Source organism: Pseudomonas sp. Marseille-QA0332 (assembly GCF_054950175.1).
The window spans coordinates 3,976,219-3,994,441 of sequence record NZ_CM143106.1; the positions used below are offsets into that span (position 1 = coordinate 3,976,219).

21 protein-coding genes are annotated in these 18,223 nt (G+C 66.5%); 12 read left to right on the plus strand and 9 right to left on the minus strand.

Annotated features, from left to right (window positions below):
* Positions 1–88 precede the first annotated feature (88 nt).
* Genes ACY8GK_RS18390 through ACY8GK_RS18405 form a run of 4 tightly spaced genes read right to left on the minus strand, consistent with a single transcriptional unit; the run spans position 89 to position 3,207 of the window.
* Entirely contained in the window at positions 89–604 is a 516-nt protein-coding gene (locus tag ACY8GK_RS18390) for a DUF3299 domain-containing protein (protein WP_196178257.1), read from the minus strand.
* A gap of 9 nt (positions 605–613) precedes the next feature.
* On the minus strand, positions 614–1,879 hold the full coding sequence (locus ACY8GK_RS18395) for an ABC transporter permease (protein ID WP_196178255.1): 1,266 nt from the start codon (positions 1,877–1,879) through the stop codon (positions 614–616).
* Positions 1,879–2,598, minus strand: coding sequence for an ABC transporter ATP-binding protein (locus ACY8GK_RS18400; protein ID WP_196178252.1), 720 nt, complete (start codon positions 2,596–2,598; stop codon positions 1,879–1,881). Before ACY8GK_RS18400 ends, ACY8GK_RS18395 begins: the two co-directional genes overlap by 1 nt.
* Positions 2,599–3,207, minus strand: coding sequence for a DUF2796 domain-containing protein (locus ACY8GK_RS18405; RefSeq protein WP_462401766.1), 609 nt, complete (start codon positions 3,205–3,207; stop codon positions 2,599–2,601).
* Positions 3,208–3,339: 132 nt separating this feature from the next.
* On the opposite strand from ACY8GK_RS18405, the gene ACY8GK_RS18410 reads away from it, so the two are divergent.
* Positions 3,340–3,690, plus strand: coding sequence for a hypothetical protein (locus ACY8GK_RS18410; RefSeq protein WP_196178248.1), 351 nt, complete (start codon positions 3,340–3,342; stop codon positions 3,688–3,690).
* A 44-nt stretch (positions 3,691–3,734) separates the two neighbouring features.
* On the opposite strand, the gene trxA is transcribed toward ACY8GK_RS18410, so the two are convergent.
* From trxA to ACY8GK_RS18425, 3 genes are read right to left on the minus strand one after another with little or no spacing between them, the layout of a single operon-like run.
* Positions 3,735–4,607 carry a thioredoxin gene (gene trxA, locus ACY8GK_RS18415; RefSeq protein ID WP_462401767.1) on the minus strand — a complete coding sequence of 291 codons (873 nt, stop codon included), beginning with the start codon at positions 4,605–4,607 and terminating at the stop codon, positions 3,735–3,737.
* Positions 4,608–4,638: 31 nt separating this feature from the next.
* Positions 4,639–5,298, minus strand: coding sequence for a class I SAM-dependent methyltransferase (locus ACY8GK_RS18420; protein WP_462401768.1), 660 nt, complete (start codon positions 5,296–5,298; stop codon positions 4,639–4,641).
* A complete protein-coding gene (locus ACY8GK_RS18425) occupies positions 5,299–5,751 on the minus strand; it encodes a YbaY family lipoprotein (protein WP_196178242.1) in 453 nt (150 codons plus the stop codon). It lies immediately after the preceding gene.
* Positions 5,752–5,856: 105 nt separating this feature from the next.
* Between ACY8GK_RS18425 and nrdR the strand changes: the two genes are divergently transcribed.
* The 11 genes from nrdR (at position 5,857) to ACY8GK_RS18480 (ending at position 14,211) form a co-directional block, all read left to right on the plus strand.
* Positions 5,857–6,321 carry a transcriptional regulator NrdR gene (gene nrdR, locus ACY8GK_RS18430; RefSeq protein WP_196178240.1) on the plus strand — a complete coding sequence of 155 codons (465 nt, stop codon included), beginning with the start codon at positions 5,857–5,859 and terminating at the stop codon, positions 6,319–6,321.
* 2 nt (positions 6,322–6,323) lie between these two features.
* Complete coding sequence (gene ribD, locus ACY8GK_RS18435) at positions 6,324–7,454, plus strand: bifunctional diaminohydroxyphosphoribosylaminopyrimidine deaminase/5-amino-6-(5-phosphoribosylamino)uracil reductase RibD (protein WP_196178238.1); 1,131 nt, start codon at positions 6,324–6,326, stop codon at positions 7,452–7,454.
* Positions 7,455–7,496: 42 nt separating this feature from the next.
* Complete coding sequence (locus ACY8GK_RS18440) at positions 7,497–8,162, plus strand: riboflavin synthase (protein ID WP_196178236.1); 666 nt, start codon at positions 7,497–7,499, stop codon at positions 8,160–8,162.
* Between the two features lie 18 nt (positions 8,163–8,180).
* Positions 8,181–9,272 (plus strand): bifunctional 3,4-dihydroxy-2-butanone-4-phosphate synthase/GTP cyclohydrolase II, encoded by a 1,092-nt coding sequence (ribBA, locus tag ACY8GK_RS18445; RefSeq protein ID WP_196178234.1) that lies wholly within the window; start codon positions 8,181–8,183, stop codon positions 9,270–9,272.
* 92 nt (positions 9,273–9,364) lie between these two features.
* Entirely contained in the window at positions 9,365–9,841 is a 477-nt protein-coding gene (ribH, locus tag ACY8GK_RS18450; protein ID WP_196178232.1) for a 6,7-dimethyl-8-ribityllumazine synthase, read from the plus strand.
* Positions 9,838–10,338 (plus strand): transcription antitermination factor NusB, encoded by a 501-nt coding sequence (nusB, locus tag ACY8GK_RS18455; RefSeq protein WP_196178230.1) that lies wholly within the window; start codon positions 9,838–9,840, stop codon positions 10,336–10,338. The genes ribH and nusB overlap by 4 nt, the downstream gene beginning before the upstream one ends.
* Before the next feature lie 17 nt (positions 10,339–10,355).
* The gene (thiL, locus tag ACY8GK_RS18460; protein ID WP_462401769.1) at positions 10,356–11,321 is read left to right on the plus strand and encodes a thiamine-phosphate kinase; all 966 of its coding nucleotides are present in this window, start codon (positions 10,356–10,358) and stop codon (positions 11,319–11,321) included.
* Positions 11,318–11,821: a phosphatidylglycerophosphatase A family protein gene (locus ACY8GK_RS18465; RefSeq protein WP_196178226.1), complete on the plus strand. Its 504-nt coding sequence runs from the start codon at positions 11,318–11,320 to the stop codon at positions 11,819–11,821. Before thiL ends, ACY8GK_RS18465 begins: the two co-directional genes overlap by 4 nt.
* A 15-nt stretch (positions 11,822–11,836) precedes the next feature.
* Positions 11,837–12,583: a substrate-binding periplasmic protein gene (locus tag ACY8GK_RS18470; protein WP_196178224.1), complete on the plus strand. Its 747-nt coding sequence runs from the start codon at positions 11,837–11,839 to the stop codon at positions 12,581–12,583.
* Between the two features lie 145 nt (positions 12,584–12,728).
* On the plus strand, positions 12,729–13,346 hold the full coding sequence (gene ribA, locus ACY8GK_RS18475; RefSeq protein WP_196178221.1) for a GTP cyclohydrolase II: 618 nt from the start codon (positions 12,729–12,731) through the stop codon (positions 13,344–13,346).
* A gap of 55 nt (positions 13,347–13,401) precedes the next feature.
* Positions 13,402–14,211 carry a cobalamin-binding protein gene (locus ACY8GK_RS18480; RefSeq protein WP_462403041.1) on the plus strand — a complete coding sequence of 270 codons (810 nt, stop codon included), beginning with the start codon at positions 13,402–13,404 and terminating at the stop codon, positions 14,209–14,211.
* Here the strand turns inward: ACY8GK_RS18480 and ACY8GK_RS18485 are convergent.
* Together ACY8GK_RS18485 and dxs are read right to left on the minus strand one after the other, a co-directional pair.
* A complete protein-coding gene (locus ACY8GK_RS18485; protein ID WP_462401770.1) occupies positions 14,189–16,069 on the minus strand; it encodes a TonB-dependent receptor domain-containing protein in 1,881 nt (626 codons plus the stop codon). The genes ACY8GK_RS18480 and ACY8GK_RS18485 overlap by 23 nt on opposite strands.
* A gap of 241 nt (positions 16,070–16,310) precedes the next feature.
* On the minus strand, positions 16,311–18,209 hold the full coding sequence (gene dxs, locus ACY8GK_RS18490) for a 1-deoxy-D-xylulose-5-phosphate synthase (RefSeq protein WP_462401771.1): 1,899 nt from the start codon (positions 18,207–18,209) through the stop codon (positions 16,311–16,313).
* Between the last annotated feature and the right edge of the window lie 14 nt (positions 18,210–18,223).

The following is an 18,223-nucleotide window of genomic DNA, read 5'->3' on the forward strand; positions in this document are numbered from 1 at the left end:
AGTAATCGAGGAGCCCAATGGTAAGGAGACGTTTCAACGAAAAGTTTGACCCAGCTCAAGGAAGCGTGTCATCGAGCGTCAAGGACGGTCATTTCAGCTCGTAGGCGTAGATTTTTTCTGCTTCCATCCGATAGCCCGCCTGCGCCAGTTCGCTGCTGGTCGGTCTGACCCGCATGCGTCCTTCTATCCAGTAGGGCTGGTAGAGATCCTGGACGCGCACGCCCATTTCGCTGAAGACATGCACGATCTGGTTCGCCGGCGGCGGTGGCACGTGGATGCAGGCGCCGTAGTAGGGCACCAGCAGAAACTCCGTGGCGCGCCCTTCCTCGCTGACCTCCAGCGGCACGATGTAGCCAGGCAGCTTGACCGCCTGGCCGTCGAGCGCCTTCACCACCGGAGCATCCGGCGCTGGCTGGCGCGCGGCCGGTGCCGCTTCGCCGGCCAGCGCATCGCCCAACTGCGACAGGTCATGCAGCGGCGCCAGTTGTGGTTCGATCAGCGGTGCCCCTTCGGGAATCAACGCTTGCCAATCCAGCTCGCGCGGTTCACCGGCCCATAGGGGCATAACGACGAGCAATAGCGAAAGCAGCAGTATCCGCGACATGGCAAGGGCTCACAGGTGGATGGACAAACCATCGGCCAGGGATTGTCGATAGGCGCGCCAGGCCGGCACGCTACCGATCGACAGCGCAGCGCCGAGGATGATCGCCAGCAAGGTCCATTCGTGCAGGCTGGGCCAGGACAGCGGCAGATACAGACCATAGTTGACTTGTACGTGATCCTGGGCCAGGGCAATGCCCGCATAGAGCAAGCCGAGGCCGGCGGCGATCCCGGTGCTTGCCAGGGCCAGGGCCTCGAGCACCAGCAGCCCCGCGATGTGCCACGGGCGGGCGCCCACCGAGCGCAGGATGGCCATTTCCCGGCGCCGTTCGTTGAGGCTGGTGAGGATCGCCGTGAGCATACCGATCAGGCCCGTCAGCACCACGAACAGCGAGACCACGAACAGTGCCTGCTCGGCGGTACCCATCAGGCTCCACAGCTCCTGCAGCGCAACGCCGGGCAGGATCGCCAGCAAGGGCTCGCCACGGAACTCGTTGATCTCCCGTTGCAGGCTGAAGGTGGCGATCTTGCTGTTCAGGCCAAGCATGAAGGCCGTGATGGCGGTCGGCTGCAAATCCATGGCACGGGCCTGGTCGGCGCTGATGCGACCCGCGCCACGGGCCGGCACGCCGTTGTGCCAGTCGACATGGATCGCCTCCATGCCGGCGAGGCTGATATGCAGGGTACGGTCCACGGGCGTGCCGGTGGGCTGCAGGATGCCGACCACGGTGAACGGCTTATCGTCATGCTTGACCAGGCTCACGGCGGCCACGCCATGGGCCAGCACCAGCTTGTCGCCAAGTTGGTAGTGCAGGGTTCTGGCCACTTCGGCGCCGAGCACCACTTCGAAAGGATCATCGGCGAAGGGCCGGCCCTGGCCGAGTTGCAAGGGCTGCTGGCGGCCGAAGCGGTAGTGGCTGAAATAGTCCCCGGTGGTGCCCATCACCCGGTAGCCGCGGTGAGAGTCGCCAAGGGAGATCGGGATCGACCATTTCACCCGCGGGTCCTTGGCGTAGTGCTGGTAGCTGTCCCAACGGATGTTGTTGGTCGCGTTGCCGATACGGAACACCGAATACAGCAGCAGGTTCACCGACCCCGAGCGGGCGCCGACGATCAGGTCGGTGCCACTGATGGTACTGGCGAAGCTGGCACGCGCTTCGGTACGCACGCGCTCGACGGCCAGCAGCAGGCAGACCGACAAGGCGATGGCGAAGGCCGTGAGCAACGCAGTGAAGCGACGATTGGCCAGGCTGGCCAAGGCAAGGCGGAGCAGGTACATCAAGCTTCCTCGGGCTGGGCTGGCCGGGCGGCGCGATTGAGATCGGCCAGCGACAGGGCACGGTCGAACAAAGGCGCCAGGCTCTGGTCATGGCTGACGAACAGCAGGCTGGCACCGGCGGCGCGGCATTCCGCGAACAACAGGCGGATGAACACCTCGCGGGTATCGGCATCGAGCGCTGAGGTCGGCTCGTCGGCGATCACCAGCTCCGGCTGGCCGATCAGGGCACGCGCGGCGGCGACGCGTTGCTGCTGGCCGATCGACAGGCTGTCGGCCCGCCGCGTCAGCAGCTCCGGAGCGCCCAGGCCCAGGTGCGCCAGCAGCGCGGCGGCCGCCTGGTCGATGCTGCCGTGACGCTGTGCGGCGCGCTCGGCACGGCTGCGAGAGAAGCGGCAGGGCAGCTCGACGTTCTCCCGGACCGAAATAAACGGCAGCAGGTTGAACTGCTGGAAGATATAGCCGGTGTGATCGACCCGGAAGCGGTCACGTGCCGCCTGGCTCAAGGTGGCCAGGTCCTGGCCGAGCAACCGGACGGTGCCACGGTCAGGACGGTTCACCCCGCCCAGCAGGCCGAGCAGGGTGGTCTTGCCGCTACCGCTGGGGCCCTTGAGGAAGAGGGTTTCGCCTGCATGCAGCCGGAACTCGGGGATCTCCAGCAACGGGCGCTGACCTGGCCAGGCGAAGCTCAGGTCATGCAGTTCGATCAGCGGCTGGCTCATTCAGAACGCGACCATGGCCTTGGCGGGGGTGCTTTCCACGCCTTTCTGGCCGTTCGGGCCGATCAGCTGCACGTTGATCGTGCGGGTTGCCGGAAACGCCTGGAACAGTGGTGTCAGGTCGATCCCGGCCAGCTTGCCAGGCGCCGTGCAGGTGAGCTGGTAGTGAGCGTGGATGTCGCTGTGCTGGTGTTCGCTTTCATGTGCGTGCTCGTGCTCGTGCTCGTGCTTGTGCTCAGGGGCCGGCTGGTCGGCGAACAACGGGCTTTCCAGCTCCTGCGCGGTCTCGCTGCAACCGGCGGCCTGAGACAAGCCGAACAGCTTGGTGGGCTGGACCAGCTGCTGGCGCACGGCGGCGACCTTGGCCTTGTCCGCATCGCTGCTGGCCAGGTGCTCGAAGCCGACCAGGTTCATCGCCGGGCTTTCCAGCTCCAGTTTCAGGTTCTTGCCGTCGAGCACGACGTTGAGCTGGGCGACACCATGCTCATGGGCACCCAGGCTGCCATGGGCATGTTCGTGTTGGTGTTCATGATCATGATCATGAGCTTCGTGAGCCTGGGCCATGGCCAGGGGAAGCAGAGCGAAGGGCAGGGCGAGCAGCGAGCGACGCATGAGGGAAACTCCAGGGCTAGGCGATTTTCGGTAATGTTATAACAGCTTTTAAGTGATATACCAGCACGCTTGGCTTTGCCCGGAGGCCATGGGAGCATGTTTCATCTTTGGCTTGCATCGAGGAGCAGGGGCGTGCGAATTCGCGGACAAGTCGGTCCATGGCCAGTGGATCTGACCATCGAGCTGGATCCGGAGGAATGGGCGCAGCTAGGACGTCGGCTGGAGCTGCCCGCGGCGGCCCAGCCCAGCCAGCCGGCATCGGCACCGACGAGCGCGGTGCGCGAGCAAGACGGGCAGTGGCAGGCGGCCTGCGAGGTGCTGCGCCAGGCCAGGCAGATGGATGGCCCGGCCTTGCTCGAAGCCCTCGAAGGCCTGGCTGGCAGTACCGCAGCCGGCAAGCGCTTGCTGGTGCGGCTTCGGCACAGTGCCCATGTGCGGGTGGAAAGCGGCGTGGATGCGCCGGTGTATCACTGGCTCGGCTGAGCCAGGCGCTGCCCGGGCAGGCCCGGACGCACCGTGACGACCCTTCAGTACAACGCGGCGAACAGCTTGCGGCGATAGTTGCCGACCAATGGATGATCGTTGCCCAGCAGCTCGAACACTTGCAGCAGTGCCTTGTGCGGCAGGCCGTTTTCGTAGCCGCGGTTGCGCTGGAACAGCTTGAGCAGGCCGTCGAGCGCCGCTTCGTACTGCTGACGCGCCAGCTGCTGGATGCACAACTGATAGGCTGCTTCGTCATCCGCCGGGTCCTGGGCCAGGCGGCTCTTGAGTTCGGCCGCCTCGGGCAGGCTGGCGGCCTGGCGCAGGAAGGTCAGCTGGGCCTTGGCGCCGGCCAGCGCGGCCTTGTGCTCATCGCTCTTGACCGCCTCGAGCACCGTCTGCGCCTCGTCCAGCTCGCCACGCTCGGCCAGGCAGCGGGCATAGAAGATCAGCGCCTCGGCATTGCTGTTGTCCTCGCCGAGCAGGGCTACCAGGATGGACTCCGCTTCGCCGAAGCGGTTCTCGGCGAACAGCGCCTTGGCCTGTTCCAGTGGCGAGGCGGCTGGCGGCGCCGGCAGTTGCACGTGCGGCTCGAGCATGGCACGGATCGCCGACTCCGGTTGCGCCCCGGCGAAGCCGTCCACCGGCTGCCCATCCTTGAACAGCACGACGGTCGGCAGGCTGCGAATACCGAACTGGGCGACGACCTGCTGCTCGACGTCGCAGTTGATCTTGGCCAGCAGCAACTCGCCCTGGTAGTCCTCGGCGATCTTGGCCAGCAAGGGCATCAGGGCCTTGCACGGCGCGCACCAATCGGCCCAGAAATCCACCAGCACCGGCTTGTGGAAAGAGTTCTCGATGACCAGCTGCTGGAAGTTGGCGTCGGTGGCATCGAAGATGTACGGCGTGTCTTGGCTCATCGCGATTCTCGCAAATCCTTGGATGACACCACTATAAAGGCTCGCGACTGGCATGGTACAGGCTGGCCCGGCGGAATTCGTGTGGCTCGGCCAGATCCGGCAAGGTCAAGGCATCCAGTATGCCCAGATGTCGATAGCGCGGGTGGTCGAAGTCGCGTACCCGGGAGTCGGCCACCAGGACCTGGCGGCCACGCTCGAGAAAGCGATCGAGCAACGGCAGGTTGGCCCGGTCGTAGAGCACGTCGGCCACCAGGATCAGGTCGAAGCGGTCGTGCTCGGCAAAGAAGTCCTGGCTGTAGCCTAGCTCGACCTGATTGAGCGCTGCGTTGGCCCGGCACGCTTGCAGTGCCAGCGGATCGAGGTCGCAGGCCACCACTTCGCGCGCGCCAGCCCGCGCGGCGGCGATGCCGACGACACCCGAACCGGCCCCGAAGTCCAGGATCCGCTTGCCGCGGACCCATTCGGGCCGTTCGGCCAGGTAGCGGGCCATGGCCAGGCCGCTGGCCCAGCAGAAGCTCCAGTACGGCGGCTCGTCGAGAATTCGTCGTGTCTCCTCGGGACTGAAGGCGCGGTCCATGTTGCGCGCATCGATCAGCCAGAGCTTCAGCTCGCTTCCGGGCAGCGAGCTTTCGACCAACCGGGCCTGGGCGATCACGCCGTCGAGTGCCTGTTGCAGGTGCTCCAGCGCCACTCAGGGCGCCCGCTCGAAGCGCAGCGGGCCGGTCGTCTGAGTCTGCGCCTGGGTGATCGGCAACGAAGGCAGGTGCAGGATCAGTTGCCCCGACTGGCTGGCGCGCCCACGCAGCTCGACCCGGGCACCTGCCGGAAAGGCTTCGGGATTGAAGCGCAACTGGTAGGGCAAGGGCTGGCCGTTGCCAGTCAGGGTGTCGCTGGCGAGCAGGCGCTGCGGGCGGCCGCGTCCATCGATCACCAGCAGCGCCAGTTCGACCTCGGCGCCGGGCGGTACTTCCAGCAAGGTACCGCTCAGCTCTCGCTGGTAGGCCGGCAACGGGCCTGGGCCTTTGGCTTTTTCGACGACCTTGGGCGGTACCGCCACCGGTACCTGCTCGGTCTGCGGTCGATCGCTGCCGCAAGCGGCGAGCAGGCTGGCGAGGCTGAGCACGACAAGCGCGCGCTGATGCATGGGGAGATCCTTCACGGGCAGATTTGCCTGGATGGTAACCCCTTTGGTTTGTCTTGCCAGTGGGATGCGCTAACATGGCCTTCCCTTTTTTTGTTGCCTGCCACCATGCACTGTCCATTTTGCGGTGCCAACGACACCAAGGTGATCGATTCGCGCCTGGTTGCCGAAGGCGAACAGGTACGTCGGCGACGCGAGTGCGTCGCCTGCGGCGAGCGTTTCACCACTTTCGAGACCGCCGAACTGGTCCTGCCGCGACTGATCAAGCAGGACGGCTCCCGCCAGCCGTTCGACGAGGACAAGTTGCGCGCCGGCATGCAGCGTGCGCTGGAGAAGCGTCCGGTCAGCGTCGAGCGCCTGGAGGCGGCGCTGGCCCACATCAAGCACAGGCTGCGCGCCACAGGCGAGCGCGAAGTCAAGTCGCTGGTGGTCGGGGAGCTGGTGATGGCCGAGTTGCGCAAGCTCGACGAGGTGGCCTATATCCGCTTCGCGTCGGTCTACCGCAGCTTCCGCGACCTGGAAGAATTCCGCGAGGAAATCGATCGCCTGGCCCGTGAGCCGGCCAAAGAGTGAGCATGACCCAGCAGACCGCCATCCTCGACGCCCACTACATGGCGCGAGCCCTCGAGCTGGCACGCAAGGGCCAGTACAGCACCCATCCCAATCCCCGTGTCGGCTGTGTGATCGTGCGTGACGGCGAAGTGGTCGGCGAAGGCTGGCACGTGCGTGCCGGCGAGCCCCATGCCGAAGTCCATGCCCTGCGCCAGGCGGGCGAGCGTGCGCGTGGCGCCTGCGCCTACGTGACCCTCGAACCGTGCAGCCATCATGGGCGCACGCCGCCGTGCGCCGAGGCGCTGGTCCAGGCCGGCGTGGGCCGGGTCGTCGCGGCCATGCAGGACCCGAACCCCCAGGTCGCGGGCCGCGGGCTGCGGCGCCTGGCCCAGGCGGGCATCGAGGTGAGCAGCGGCGTGCTGGAGAGCGAGGCCCGCGCGCTCAACCCTGGTTTTCTCAAGCGCATGGAACAGGGGCTGCCCTATGTGCGGGCCAAGCTGGCCATGAGCCTGGACGGGCGCACGGCCATGGCCAGCGGCGAAAGCCAGTGGATCACCGGGCCCGCCGCACGCGCCGCGGTGCAGCGCCTGCGCGCCCGCTCCAGCGTGGTGCTGACCAGCGCGACGAGCGTGCTGGCCGACTCGGCCAGGATGACCGTGCGCGCCGCCGAGCTCGGGCTGGATCCTGAGACCACCGCCCTGGCCATGTCGCGTCCTGTGCTGCGGGTGCTGGTCGACAGCCGCCTGCGGCTGCCGCTCGAGGCGCCGTTCTTCCAGGCCGGGCCGGCGCTGGTGGCGACCGCCGAAGATGGCGACCCGCGCTACGCCGAAGCCGGTCACGAGCTGCTCAGCCTGCCAGACGCCGAGGGCCGGGTAGACCTGTCGGCACTGTTGCGCACGCTGGCGGCGCGCGGCGTCAACGAGGTATTGCTCGAGGCCGGTGCCGGGCTGGCCGGTGCCTTCGCCCGCCTGGGGCTGGTCGACGAATACCAGCTGTTCGTGGCCGGTACCTTCCTCGGCTCCCAGGCCCGGCCGCTGCTCGACTGGCCTTTGCAGCGGATGAGCGAGGCGCCGAGGTTGAAGATCACCCAGATGCGTGCCGTCGGCGATGACTGGCGGATCACGGCCATTCCCTTGCCAGCCCGCACGGTATAATCGCAGACTTGCGGCACGCCGCCCTGCTTTCGAGGAAGACTCATGTTCACAGGCATCATCGAATCCATCGGCACCATCGGCAGCTTGAACCCCAAGGGCGGGGACTTCCGTGTGCATGTCCAGACCGGCAAGCTCGACCTGGGCGACGTCAAGCTGGGCGACAGCATCGCCGTCAATGGCGTCTGTCTGACCGCGGTCGAGCTGCCAGGCGACGGCTTCTGGGCCGATGTCAGCCGCGAGACCTTGGCGCGTACCGCCTTCGACGACCTGCGAAGCGGCAGCCGGGTCAACCTGGAGAAGGCGCTGACGCCCAATACCCGCCTGGGCGGGCACCTGGTCAGTGGCCATGTCGATGGCGTCGGCGAAATCATCTCGCGCAGCGATAATGCGCGCGCCATCCAGTTCCGCGTGCGTGCGCCCAGGGAACTGGCCAAGTACATCGCCCACAAGGGCTCTATCACCGTCGATGGCACCAGCCTGACGGTCAACCAGGTCGATGGCGCCGAGTTCGAGCTGACCATCGTCCCGCACACCCTGTCCGAAACCATCATGGCCGACTACCGTCCAGGGCGTCGGATCAACCTCGAGGTCGACTTGCTGGCCCGTTACCTGGAGCGCCTGCTGCTGGGCGACAAGGCCGCCGAGCCGAGCAAGGGCAGCGGCATCACCGAAAGCTTCCTGGCCGCCAACGGCTACCTGAAATCCTGATTGAGAAGGGGGTGCCGCGTGGCGCTCGATAGTATCGAAGAGCTGGTGGAAGACATCCGCCAGGGCAAGATGGTCATCCTCATGGATGACGAAGACCGCGAGAACGAAGGCGACATCATCATGGCGGCCGAATGCTGCCAGGCCGAGCACATCAACTTCATGGCCAAGCATGCCCGTGGCCTGATCTGCATGCCGATGACCCGCGAGCGCTGCGAAACGCTCAGGCTGCCGCTGATGGCACCGCGCAATGGCTCGGGCTTCGGCACCAAGTTCACCGTGTCGATCGAGGCCGCCGAAGGCGTGACCACCGGCATCTCCGCGGCCGACCGCGCGCGCACCGTGCAGGCCGCCACCGCCCGGGACGCCAAGGCCGAGGACATCGTCAGCCCTGGGCATATCTTCCCGCTGATGGCCCAGCCCGGCGGCGTGCTGGCCCGCGCAGGCCACACCGAGGCTGCCTGCGACCTGGCGCGCATGGCCGGCTTCGAGCCCAGCGGCGTGATCTGCGAGGTCATGAACGACGACGGCACCATGGCGCGTCGCCCTGAGCTGGAAGCCTTCGCCGCCGAGCACGGCATCCGCATCGGCACCATCGCCGACCTGATCCACTACCGCATGATCCACGAGCGCACCGTGCAGCGCGTGAGCGAGCAGTCGCTGGACACCGAGCTCGGCCAGTTCAACCTGGTCACCTACCGCGACGCGGTGGAAGGCGACGTGCACATGGCGCTGACCCTTGGCGAGATCCGTACCGAGGAACCGACGCTGGTGCGCGTGCACAACATGGACCCGCTGCGCGACCTGCTGCTGGTCAAGAGCCCGGGGCGCTGGAGCCTGCGCGCGGCGATGTCGGCCGTGGCCGAGGCCGGCAGTGGCGTGGTGCTGCTGCTGGGGCACCCGCTCGATGGCGACGCCCTGCTGGCGCACATTCGCGAGACGACTGGCCAGGCCCAGCCCAAGACCCCGACCACCTACAGCACCGTCGGTGCCGGCTCGCAGATCCTGCGCGACCTGGGCGTGCGCAAGATGCGCCTGATGAGTTCGCCGATGAAGTTCAACGCGATATCCGGATTCGATCTGGAAGTTGTAGAATACCTGCCCTCCGAGTGACGGCGGCGCCCTGGCGCCATTGCATGCTCGTGTCGAAACCTTTCGCAGGCCGCTCGCTGGCGGCCTCGCTCTTTAAAGATGAGAACACCGGAATGACCCTGAAGACCATCGAAGGTACCTTCATCGCCCCCAAAGGTCGCTATGCCTTGGTGGTTGGCCGCTTCAACAGCTTCGTCGTCGAAAGCCTGGTGAGCGGTGCCGTGGACGCCCTGGTTCGCCATGGCGTGAACGAAAGCGAGATCACCATCATCCGCGCACCGGGCGCCTTCGAGATCCCGCTGGTGGCCCAGAAGGTCGCCCAGCAAGGCGAATATGACGCCATCATCGCCCTGGGCGCGGTGATCCGTGGCGGCACCCCGCACTTCGAATACGTGGCGGGCGAATGCACCAAGGGCCTGGCCCAGGTGTCCATGGAGTTCGGCGTTCCGGTGGCGTTCGGCGTCCTGACCGTCGACTCCATCGAGCAGGCCATCGAGCGATCCGGCACCAAGGCTGGCAACAAAGGCGCCGAAGCGGCCCTGTCCGCCCTGGAAATGGTCAGCCTGCTGGCGCAGTTGGAGGCCAAGTGATTAGCGACGAAAGTGATCGTTTCAACCCGCGCGATCCGAAACCTGCGGATGCCGGCAAGCCGTCCAAGAGCGCCAAGCGTCGCGAAGCCCGCAAGCTCGCCACCCAGGCGCTCTACCAATGGCACATGGCCAAGCATTCGCTGAACGAGATCGAAGCGCAGTTCCGGGTCGACAACGATTTTTCCGATATCGATGGCGCCTACTTCCGCGAGATCCTGCACGGCGTGCCGGCGAGCAAGGGCGAAATCGACAGTGCCCTGGCGCCTTGCCTGGACCTGGCCCTGGACGAGCTGGACCCGGTCGAGCTGGCGGTCCTGCGCCTGTCCACCTGGGAGCTGCTCAAGCGCATCGACGTTCCCTACCGCGTGGTCATCAACGAAGGCGTGGAACTGGCCAAGGTCTTCGGTGCCACCGATGGCCACAAGTTCGTCAACGGCGTGCTGGACAAGCTCGCACCGCGCCTGCGCGAAGTCGAAGTCAAGGCTGCGCGGCGCTGAGCTGGCGCTGACCAGGCATGGGTGAGTTCGAGCTGATCAGCCTCTTCTTCGCCGCCGCGCCTTGCGCGCAAGGCGGCGAGGGGGTGGAGCTGGGCATCGGCGATGATTGCGCACTGCTCGAATTGCCCGCCGGCGAACGGCTGGCGGTCTCCACCGATACCCTGGTCGCCGGCATCCATTTTCCCGAGCGCTGCGATCCGCTGCTGCTTGGCCAGCGCTCGCTCGCCGTCGCGGCCAGCGATCTTGCCGCCATGGGCGCGACGCCCATCGGTTTCACCCTGGCGCTGACCTTGCCGGAGGTCGCCAGCGACTGGCTGCGGCGCTATGCCGATGGCCTGAACCGCATGGCCCGGCGCTGCGACCTGCGCCTGGTCGGTGGCGATACCACGCGCGGCCCCTTGAGCATCACCATGACCGTGTTCGGTCGCGTCCCGGCAGGGCAGGCATTGCTGCGCAGCGGCGCCCGGGTCGGCGACCTGCTGTGCGTGGGTGGCGAACTGGGCAACGCCGCTGGCGCCTTGCCGCTGGTGCTCGGGCAACGGCAAGCCGAGCCAGTGCTGGCCGATCCGCTGCTCGCCCACTACTGGTCGCCCACGCCGCAACTGGCGCTGGGCCAGGTGCTGCGGGGACAGGCGACGGCGGCTCTGGACATTTCCGACGGCCTGCTGGCCGACTGCGCGCACATCGCCAAGGCTTCCGGCGTGTGTCTGGAGGTGAACGCCGACCAGGTGCCGCTGTCTGCTGCCCTGCAAGGGTTGCTGGGGCAGGCCGGCGCCCTGCAGGCGGCGCTCAGCGGCGGCGACGACTACGTGCTGGCCTTCAGCCTGCCGCCGGCCCGGCTATCCTTGCTACGCGACGGCGGTTGGCCGGTGCATGTCATCGGTCGTGTCCTCGACGGGCAGGGTGTCTGCCTGCGCGACCATCAGGGCCAGGACATCACCCCCAGGCAACGGGGCTATCAACATTTCAGGGAGACACCATGACCGACCACCCCAACCAGGTGCCCGCGGAATTCGTCCCGCCTTCGGTCTGGCGCAACCCGTGGCATTTCATTGCCTTCGGGTTCGGCTCCGGCACCATTCCCAAGGCGCCCGGCACCTGGGGCTCGCTGGTGGCGCTGCCGTTCGTGCCGTTGTGGCAGATGCTGCCCGACTGGGGCTACTGGCTGCTGCTGGGGCTGACCATGCTGTTCGGCTTCTGGCTGTGCGGCAAGGTGGCCACCGACCTGCGCGTGCATGACCATGAAGGCATCGTCTGGGACGAGATGGTCGGCATGTGGATCACCTTGTGGCTGGTTCCCGAAGGCTGGCTCTGGCTGCTGGCGGGCTTTCTCATGTTTCGTTTCTTCGACATCCTCAAGCCTTGGCCGATCCGCTGGATCGACCGGCATGTACACGGTGGGGTAGGCATCATGCTCGACGATGTGTTGGCTGGCGTGTTCGCCTGGCTCGGCATGCAGGTCCTGGTCTGGATGCTTGCCTGAGCCAAGGAGCGACCCATGTTCATCAGGGGGCTGCTGCTCATCGTCGCGGTACTGACTGGCAGCAGCGTCCTGGCTGAACCTCGGGCATTGCACGAGCAGGTCCGCCTGGCCAGCGAAGCGTGGCTGGACTACACCAACGCCGATGGCACCGGCCTGGCCTGGGATGTGCTGCGCAAGGTCTTCGAGCCGGCCGGAGTGAACGTCAGCGTGCAGAGTGCGCCCTACAGCCGCGCCATCGGCCTGGTCAGGCGCGGCGAGGTGGATGCCTGGGTGGGCTCCTACAGACAAGAGAATGCCGACAACCTGTATCCTCGATGGCACTTCGACGTGGACCATATCTATGCCCTGGGCCTTGCCAGTCGGCCCGAGCCGACCTTGGAAACCCTCGGGCAGTACCGTCTGGCCTGGGTGCGGGGCTACGAATACGACAAGTATCTGCCCAACGTCCGGGAGTTTCGCGAGATCCAGCGGCGCGACGGTATCGTGTCGATGCTCCGGCACGGCCGGGCGGACTACTACATCGATGCCTTGACCGAAGTGGACCATGTCCTCGGGCTGGCGCCCGACAAATCGATGTTCCGCCGCAGCCACGTCGCCGAGCTGCCGCTGTACCTGGCTTTCGGCCACAATGCAAAAGGCCGGGCGCTGCGCGACTTGTTCGACCAACGGATGGAAGCGCTGGTGCGCAGCGGCGAGCTCAGACCGATCTTCGAACGCTGGCGACAGCCTTATCCATTCACGCTCGACAGCCAGCCATACTGACGGCCATCGCCGCGTATCCTGGACGGCACGGCATGACTATCGAATCTTTCGATAAGATGCTCCGGTATTCAGGCCGCGCACGGGTCGCAACCTGCTGATACAATCGCCCCACGTGAAATTCCAAGTTATCAATCAGGAGCACAACGTGCCCGTCGTCTTCGTCGCCGCCTCCAAACTACCGACCCCCTTCGCGACCTTCACCATGCACGGTTTCCTCGACGAGGCGACTGGCCGCGAGCACGTAGCGCTCAGCCTGGGTGACGTGGCCGATGGCGAGCCGGTACTGGGGCGGCTGCACTCCGAATGCCTGACCGGCGATGCCCTGTTCAGCCAGCGCTGCGACTGCGGTTCGCAGCTCGAGGCGGCGTTGCAGGCGATCGCCCGCGAAGGTCGAGGCGTGCTGCTGTACCTGCGCCAGGAAGGCCGCGGCATCGGCCTGCTGAACAAGATCCGCGCCTACGAGCTGCAAGATGGCGGCGCCGATACCGTCGAGGCCAACGAGCGGCTGGGCTTCGCCGCCGATCAGCGGGACTATGGCATCTGCCTGCCGATGCTCGAGCACCTCGGAGTGAAATCCCTGCGCCTGATGACCAACAACCCACGCAAGGTCAAGGCCTTGGGCGGCATGGGCATCGCCGTGGCCGAGCGCGTGCCGCTGCATACCGGGCACAACCCGCACAACCGCCACTACCTGGCGACCAAGGCCGGCAAGCTCGGCCACATGATGGGCAACGAACATCAGGGCGAGGTGCCGCGGGCGTGACCAGCGGCGGGGCTGCGCTGGACCAGCCTCGCGGCCTGGCGAGCCTTGCATCTTGATCCGCCTGTCGCTGCTGCTGGCCGCTCTTTTCTGTGCCACCGTGGCCAGCGCCGCGCCCCGGGTGGTGAGCCTGGCGCCATCGATGACCGAGATCGTCCTCGAACTGGGCGCCGCCGACCTGCTGGTAGGCGTGCTCGATGCCGGGCCGCGACCCTCTTCGGTGAGCGAGCTGCCTTCGGTGGGCCAGTACGGCCAGCTCGATCTGGAGCGTCTGCTCAGTCTCCAGCCCGACCTGCTGCTGCTATGGCCCGACAGCGTGACGCCCGCCCAGCGCGATCAATTGAGGCGCCTGGGCATTGCCGTGTTCAGCGCCGAGCCGCACGACCTGGAGCAGTTGATCGAGCAGATTGGTGCGATCGCCAGCCGCATCGGCCGGGAGGAACAAGGCCGACGGTACACCGCACAGCTGCGCGAGCGGCTGGCTCACCTGCGCCAGCGCTTCGCCCGCGCGCGGCCCTTGCAGGTCTTTTATCAGGTCTGGGACCAGCCCCTGTATACCCTCGGTGGCCGGCAGATCGTCAGCGATGCCCTGGCGGTGTGTGGCGCCCGAAACGTGTTTGCCGACCTGCGCCAGCCGGCACCGCAAGTCAACGTGGAAACCGTCCTGCAGCGTGATCCGGACATCATCCTCGCCGGCGAAGCCAGGCAGCTCGAAGCCTGGAACGCCTGGCCAAGCCTGAAGGCCGTGGCAAATGGGCATTTGCTGGTGGTGCCTGACAAGGGGCTGGAGCGTCCGAGTGGGCAGATGATCGATGCCACGGCGCGCCTGTGCGCCCTGCTGGAGGCTACAGTGCCGGCGTCCAGGTAAGGCTCAGCAGCCAGCTGCGGCGTTCTTCGCGATAACCGTGGTCGTCGCCGTCATGGCTGTAGAGTGCGCGTTGGTAAGCCTTGTCCAGCAGGTTGTCGAGCTTCAGGTCCAGCCGTACGTCCTCATTGGCCTTCCAGCTGCCACGCAGGCCCAGCAAACCATGGCCACCGATGCGCTTGCGATTGGCCTCGTCGTCATGGCTGCTGCTGACTGCCTGCCAGCCGATACCTGCGCCGAAACGACCGAACTGCCGGTCCAGGTCCAGGCTCACCGTGCGTCGGGCCCTGCGCGCCAAGGTGTGGCCGCTGTCGCGGTCCCGTGGATCGATCACCGCCAGGCCCAATTGCCCTTGCCAGCCGGCCCATTGCCCGCTCGCGGCCAGCTCGAAGCCGTCGATCCGCGCCGAGGCGACATTGCGCGGGATCGAGCCCTCACCGAAGACGATCGCGTCGCGCAGGTCGGTCCGGTACAACGAGGCCTCGAGACGGCTGTTGGCGCCAAGCTGGCTGCGCCATTGCAGCTCGTAGCTTCTGGAGCGCTCCGGGTCCAGCTGCGGGTTGCTGTATGAGGGGTAGTACAGGTCATTGAAGGTTGGCGCGCGAAAGCCTTCGCTGTAGGAAAGCAGCAGGTCGTTGGCCGCGTCCAGGGGCACGCTGAAGCTGCCGCTCCAGGTGGTCTGGCCGCCGAATTGCTGGTTCTGGTCGCGGCGCAGGCCGAGTTCGGTAGAGAAGCCATCGCCCGTGAAGCGATGCTGGATGAACGCGGCGCGGTTCCAGCGACTGGCTTGGTCGAATGCCGTGGTCCCGCGTACACGGTCCTGGTACCAGTCGAGCCCCAGCAGCACCGAATGGCGCTCATCCACGAGCAGATCGTTTTGCCAGGTCGCCTGGTCGCGATAGGTGTCGAACACGCTGTTTTCCTCGCTCAGCTTGTCCCGTTTGCGGTCACGGTTCTCGCTGTGGCCCAGCTCCAGGCGGGAGTGCCACTGCTCACTGAACTGGCCATCGAGGTAAGTGCCGATGCTGCTGACCGTGAAATCGGTGTAGGGCTTGCGCCCGAAGCTTTCGAAGGTGACCGGATCGAAGCCGCCGAACGGGTTGTCGTATTCCCTGCGACCATGACTGTCGAGCAGGTTGAGCCCGGTTTCGAAGCGTTCGGCGAAGCGATGGCTAACACTGAGGCTCACCGACTTGTTGCGGTAGGCATCGTGGTCGGCATCACTGGCGAAAGACGGCCCGCTGTCGTCGATGCCCGCCGTTTCATCGAGGCTGGCGCCCAGGTTGAAGCGGGTCTGTCCATTCCCGCCGGACAAGCCCAGGCTGCGCTGCCAAGTCCGCTGGCTGCCGGCAGCGACCCGCAGCCGGGGTTGCAACCCGTTGCCGTTGCCGCGCCGGGTGAAGATCTGGATCACCCCACCGATCGCATCGCTGCCGTACACCGCTGAGCGCGAGCCACGCAGGACTTCCACCCGCTCGATCTGGTCGACCCCGAGAAACTGCAGGCCGCTGTCGGCGGAGGTGGCGTTGGCGATACGCACGCCATCGACCAGTACCAGGCTCTGCGCGGTCTTGGTGCCACGGATGAATATCCCTGGCAAGCTGCCGCGTCCGCCGGTAGCGGCGACCTGGACACCAGGCACCCGCGTCAGCAGCGCGGCAAGGCTGCTCGGCTGCAAGCGCTCGATGTCGGCGCGGGTGAAGACGGTGCTGGCGGCGCTGCTGGCATTGCGCTGCTCGACCTGGCGACTGGCGCTGACCAGCATGTCGGGAAGCTTGAGCGCTTCGTCACGGCTGGCTTCGGCAGCCAGGAGCGGCGAGGGCAGACAGAGCAGGGCGGTGACCAGGTGACGACGGTGCATGGCAAGTCCGTTGTGGGAGTCAGGTGGAAGGAGCACCGGACCCGCCGCGACAGGGCACGCAGTGGCCTCGAAACCTGGCCGGCCTGCAAGACAGTTGCCCCTGCGCGGGTCGTGCCAGGGAAATGGAGCAGTGGTCGCCTGGCGAGTATCGGGCCCGCTGCTCGGGCCATCGTGGCCGGTCCGGCGCCCCGGCGGCCGCTCTTACAGGCTGCGGCAGAATCTGCCAGGCTGAAAGCCTGCCTCAGATCCCCAGCGCCACCATCCGCGCTCGAACCGCCGCCTCGATGCCCGCTGCGTCCAGCCCGCATTCGGCGAGCATCTGCGCAGGCTTGGCGTGCTCGACATAGAGGTCCGGCAAGCCCAGGTGCAGCAATGGCTTGAGCAGTGCTTCGCGGGCTAGGAACTCCCCCACCGCGGCGCCGGCGCCACCCATGATGGCGTTTTCCTCGATGGTCACCAGCAGTTCGTGACTGGCCGCCAGTTCGCGTACCAGGGCCTCGTCCAAGGGCTTGACGAAGCGCATGTCGACGACCGTGGCATCGAGTGTCTCGGCAACCTTGAGCGCTTCGGCCAGCTGCACGCCGAACACCAGCAACGCCACGCCCCGGCCTTGCCGCCGCACCACGCCCTTGCCGATCTCCAGCGGTTCCAAGTCGCCGCTGATCGGTGCGTTCGGCCCGCTGCCGCGCGGGTAGCGCACGGCAGCCGGGCCTTCATGCAGGTAACCGGTGCTGAGCATCTTGCGCAGCTCGTTCTCGTCGCTCGGGGCCATGATCAGCATGCCCGGGATGCAGCGCAGGTAGGACAGGTCGAAGCTGCCGGCATGGGTCGGGCCATCCTCGCCGACCAGGCCGGCGCGGTCGATGGCGAACAGCACGTCGAGGTTCTGCACGGCCACGTCGTGGATCAGCTGGTCATAGGCCCGCTGCAGGAAGGTCGAATAGATCGCCACTACCGGCTTGGAGCCCTCGCAGGCCATGCCGGCGGCCAAGGTCACCGCATGCTGCTCGGCGATCGCCACATCGAAGTAGCGCTCCGGATAGCGCTCGCTGAACGCCACCAGGTCCGAGCCTTCCTTCATCGCCGGGGTGATGCCGACCAGGCGCCCATCGGCGGCCGCCATGTCGCACAGCCACTGGCCGAACACCGCCGAGTATTTCGGACCGCTGGCCTTCTTCGCTACCGTGGCCGGCGCGTTGGCAGGCTCGAGCTTGGTGATGGCGTGGTAGCCGATCGGGTCGAGCTCGGCGGGTGCGAAGCCCTTGCCCTTCTTGGTCACCACGTGAAGGAACTGCGGGCCCTTGAGGTCGCGCATGTTGCGCAAGGTAGCGATCAGGGTCGGCAGGTCGTGGCCATCGATCGGCCCGATGTAGTTCCAGCCCAGTTCCTCGAACAGCGTGCCGGGCACCAGCATGCCCTTGGCGTACTCCTCGGTGCGGCGGGCGATTTCCCAGGCGCCGGGCAGGCGCGAGAGGACCTTCTTGCTGCCTTCGCGCATGCTCGTGTAGGTGCGGCTGGAAAGGATCTTGGCAAGGTAGTTGGACAAGCCGCCGACATTGCGCGAGATCGACATGTCGTTGTCGTTGAGGATCACCAGCATGTCGGCGTTGACTTCCTGGGCATGGTTCAGTGCCTCGAAGGCCATGCCGGCGGTCAGCGCGCCGTCGCCGATCACCGCGATCGACTTGCGCGGATCGTTGTGCAGCCGGGCGGCGATGGCCATGCCCAGGGCGGCGCTGATGGACGTGCTGGAGTGACCGACGCCGAAGGTGTCGTATTCGCTTTCGCTACGGCGCGGGAACGCCGCGACCCCGTCCTTCTGGCGCAGGGTATGCATGCGCTGGCGACGACCGGTCAGGATCTTGTGCGGGTAGGCCTGGTGGCCGACATCCCACACCAGGCGATCGGCCGGTGTGTCGAAGACATAGTGCAGGGCGATGGTCAGTTCGATCACGCCCAGGCCGGCGCCAAAGTGCCCACCGGTCTCGCCGACGGTATAGAGCAGCTCCTGGCGCAACTCGTCGGCCAGGGTCTCCAGGTCGGCTTCGGCCAGCCGGCGCAGGCCGGCGGGCGTGTCGGCGCGGTCCAGCAGAGGCGTGACCGGGCGTTCGCGGGGAATCTCTTGAAACGTCGTGGGCATCAGGCGAATCGTTA

What these genes read in the sequence shown, in the direction of transcription:
- ACY8GK_RS18400 (WP_196178252.1), bottom strand. Translation starts at nt 2,598, where the DNA reads ATGAGCCAGCCGCTGATCGAACTGCATGACCTGAGCTTCGCCTGGCCA.
- ACY8GK_RS18405 (WP_462401766.1), bottom strand. Translation starts at nt 3,207, where the DNA reads ATGCGTCGCTCGCTGCTCGCCCTGCCCTTCGCTCTGCTTCCCCTGGCC.
- dxs (WP_462401771.1), bottom strand. Translation starts at nt 18,209, where the DNA reads ATGCCCACGACGTTTCAAGAGATTCCCCGCGAACGCCCGGTCACGCCT.
- ACY8GK_RS18485 (WP_462401770.1), bottom strand. Translation starts at nt 16,069, where the DNA reads ATGCACCGTCGTCACCTGGTCACCGCCCTGCTCTGTCTGCCCTCGCCG.
- ribD (WP_196178238.1), top strand. Translation starts at nt 6,324, where the DNA reads ATGACCCAGCAGACCGCCATCCTCGACGCCCACTACATGGCGCGAGCC.
- thiL (WP_462401769.1), top strand. Translation starts at nt 10,356, where the DNA reads ATGGGTGAGTTCGAGCTGATCAGCCTCTTCTTCGCCGCCGCGCCTTGC.
- ACY8GK_RS18390 (WP_196178257.1), bottom strand. Translation starts at nt 604, where the DNA reads ATGTCGCGGATACTGCTGCTTTCGCTATTGCTCGTCGTTATGCCCCTA.
- ACY8GK_RS18465 (WP_196178226.1), top strand. Translation starts at nt 11,318, where the DNA reads ATGACCGACCACCCCAACCAGGTGCCCGCGGAATTCGTCCCGCCTTCG.
- ACY8GK_RS18425 (WP_196178242.1), bottom strand. Translation starts at nt 5,751, where the DNA reads ATGCATCAGCGCGCGCTTGTCGTGCTCAGCCTCGCCAGCCTGCTCGCC.
- ACY8GK_RS18395 (WP_196178255.1), bottom strand. Translation starts at nt 1,879, where the DNA reads ATGTACCTGCTCCGCCTTGCCTTGGCCAGCCTGGCCAATCGTCGCTTC.
- ribH (WP_196178232.1), top strand. Translation starts at nt 9,365, where the DNA reads ATGACCCTGAAGACCATCGAAGGTACCTTCATCGCCCCCAAAGGTCGC.
- trxA (WP_462401767.1), bottom strand. Translation starts at nt 4,607, where the DNA reads ATGAGCCAAGACACGCCGTACATCTTCGATGCCACCGACGCCAACTTC.
- ACY8GK_RS18440 (WP_196178236.1), top strand. Translation starts at nt 7,497, where the DNA reads ATGTTCACAGGCATCATCGAATCCATCGGCACCATCGGCAGCTTGAAC.
- ACY8GK_RS18470 (WP_196178224.1), top strand. Translation starts at nt 11,837, where the DNA reads ATGTTCATCAGGGGGCTGCTGCTCATCGTCGCGGTACTGACTGGCAGC.
- nrdR (WP_196178240.1), top strand. Translation starts at nt 5,857, where the DNA reads ATGCACTGTCCATTTTGCGGTGCCAACGACACCAAGGTGATCGATTCG.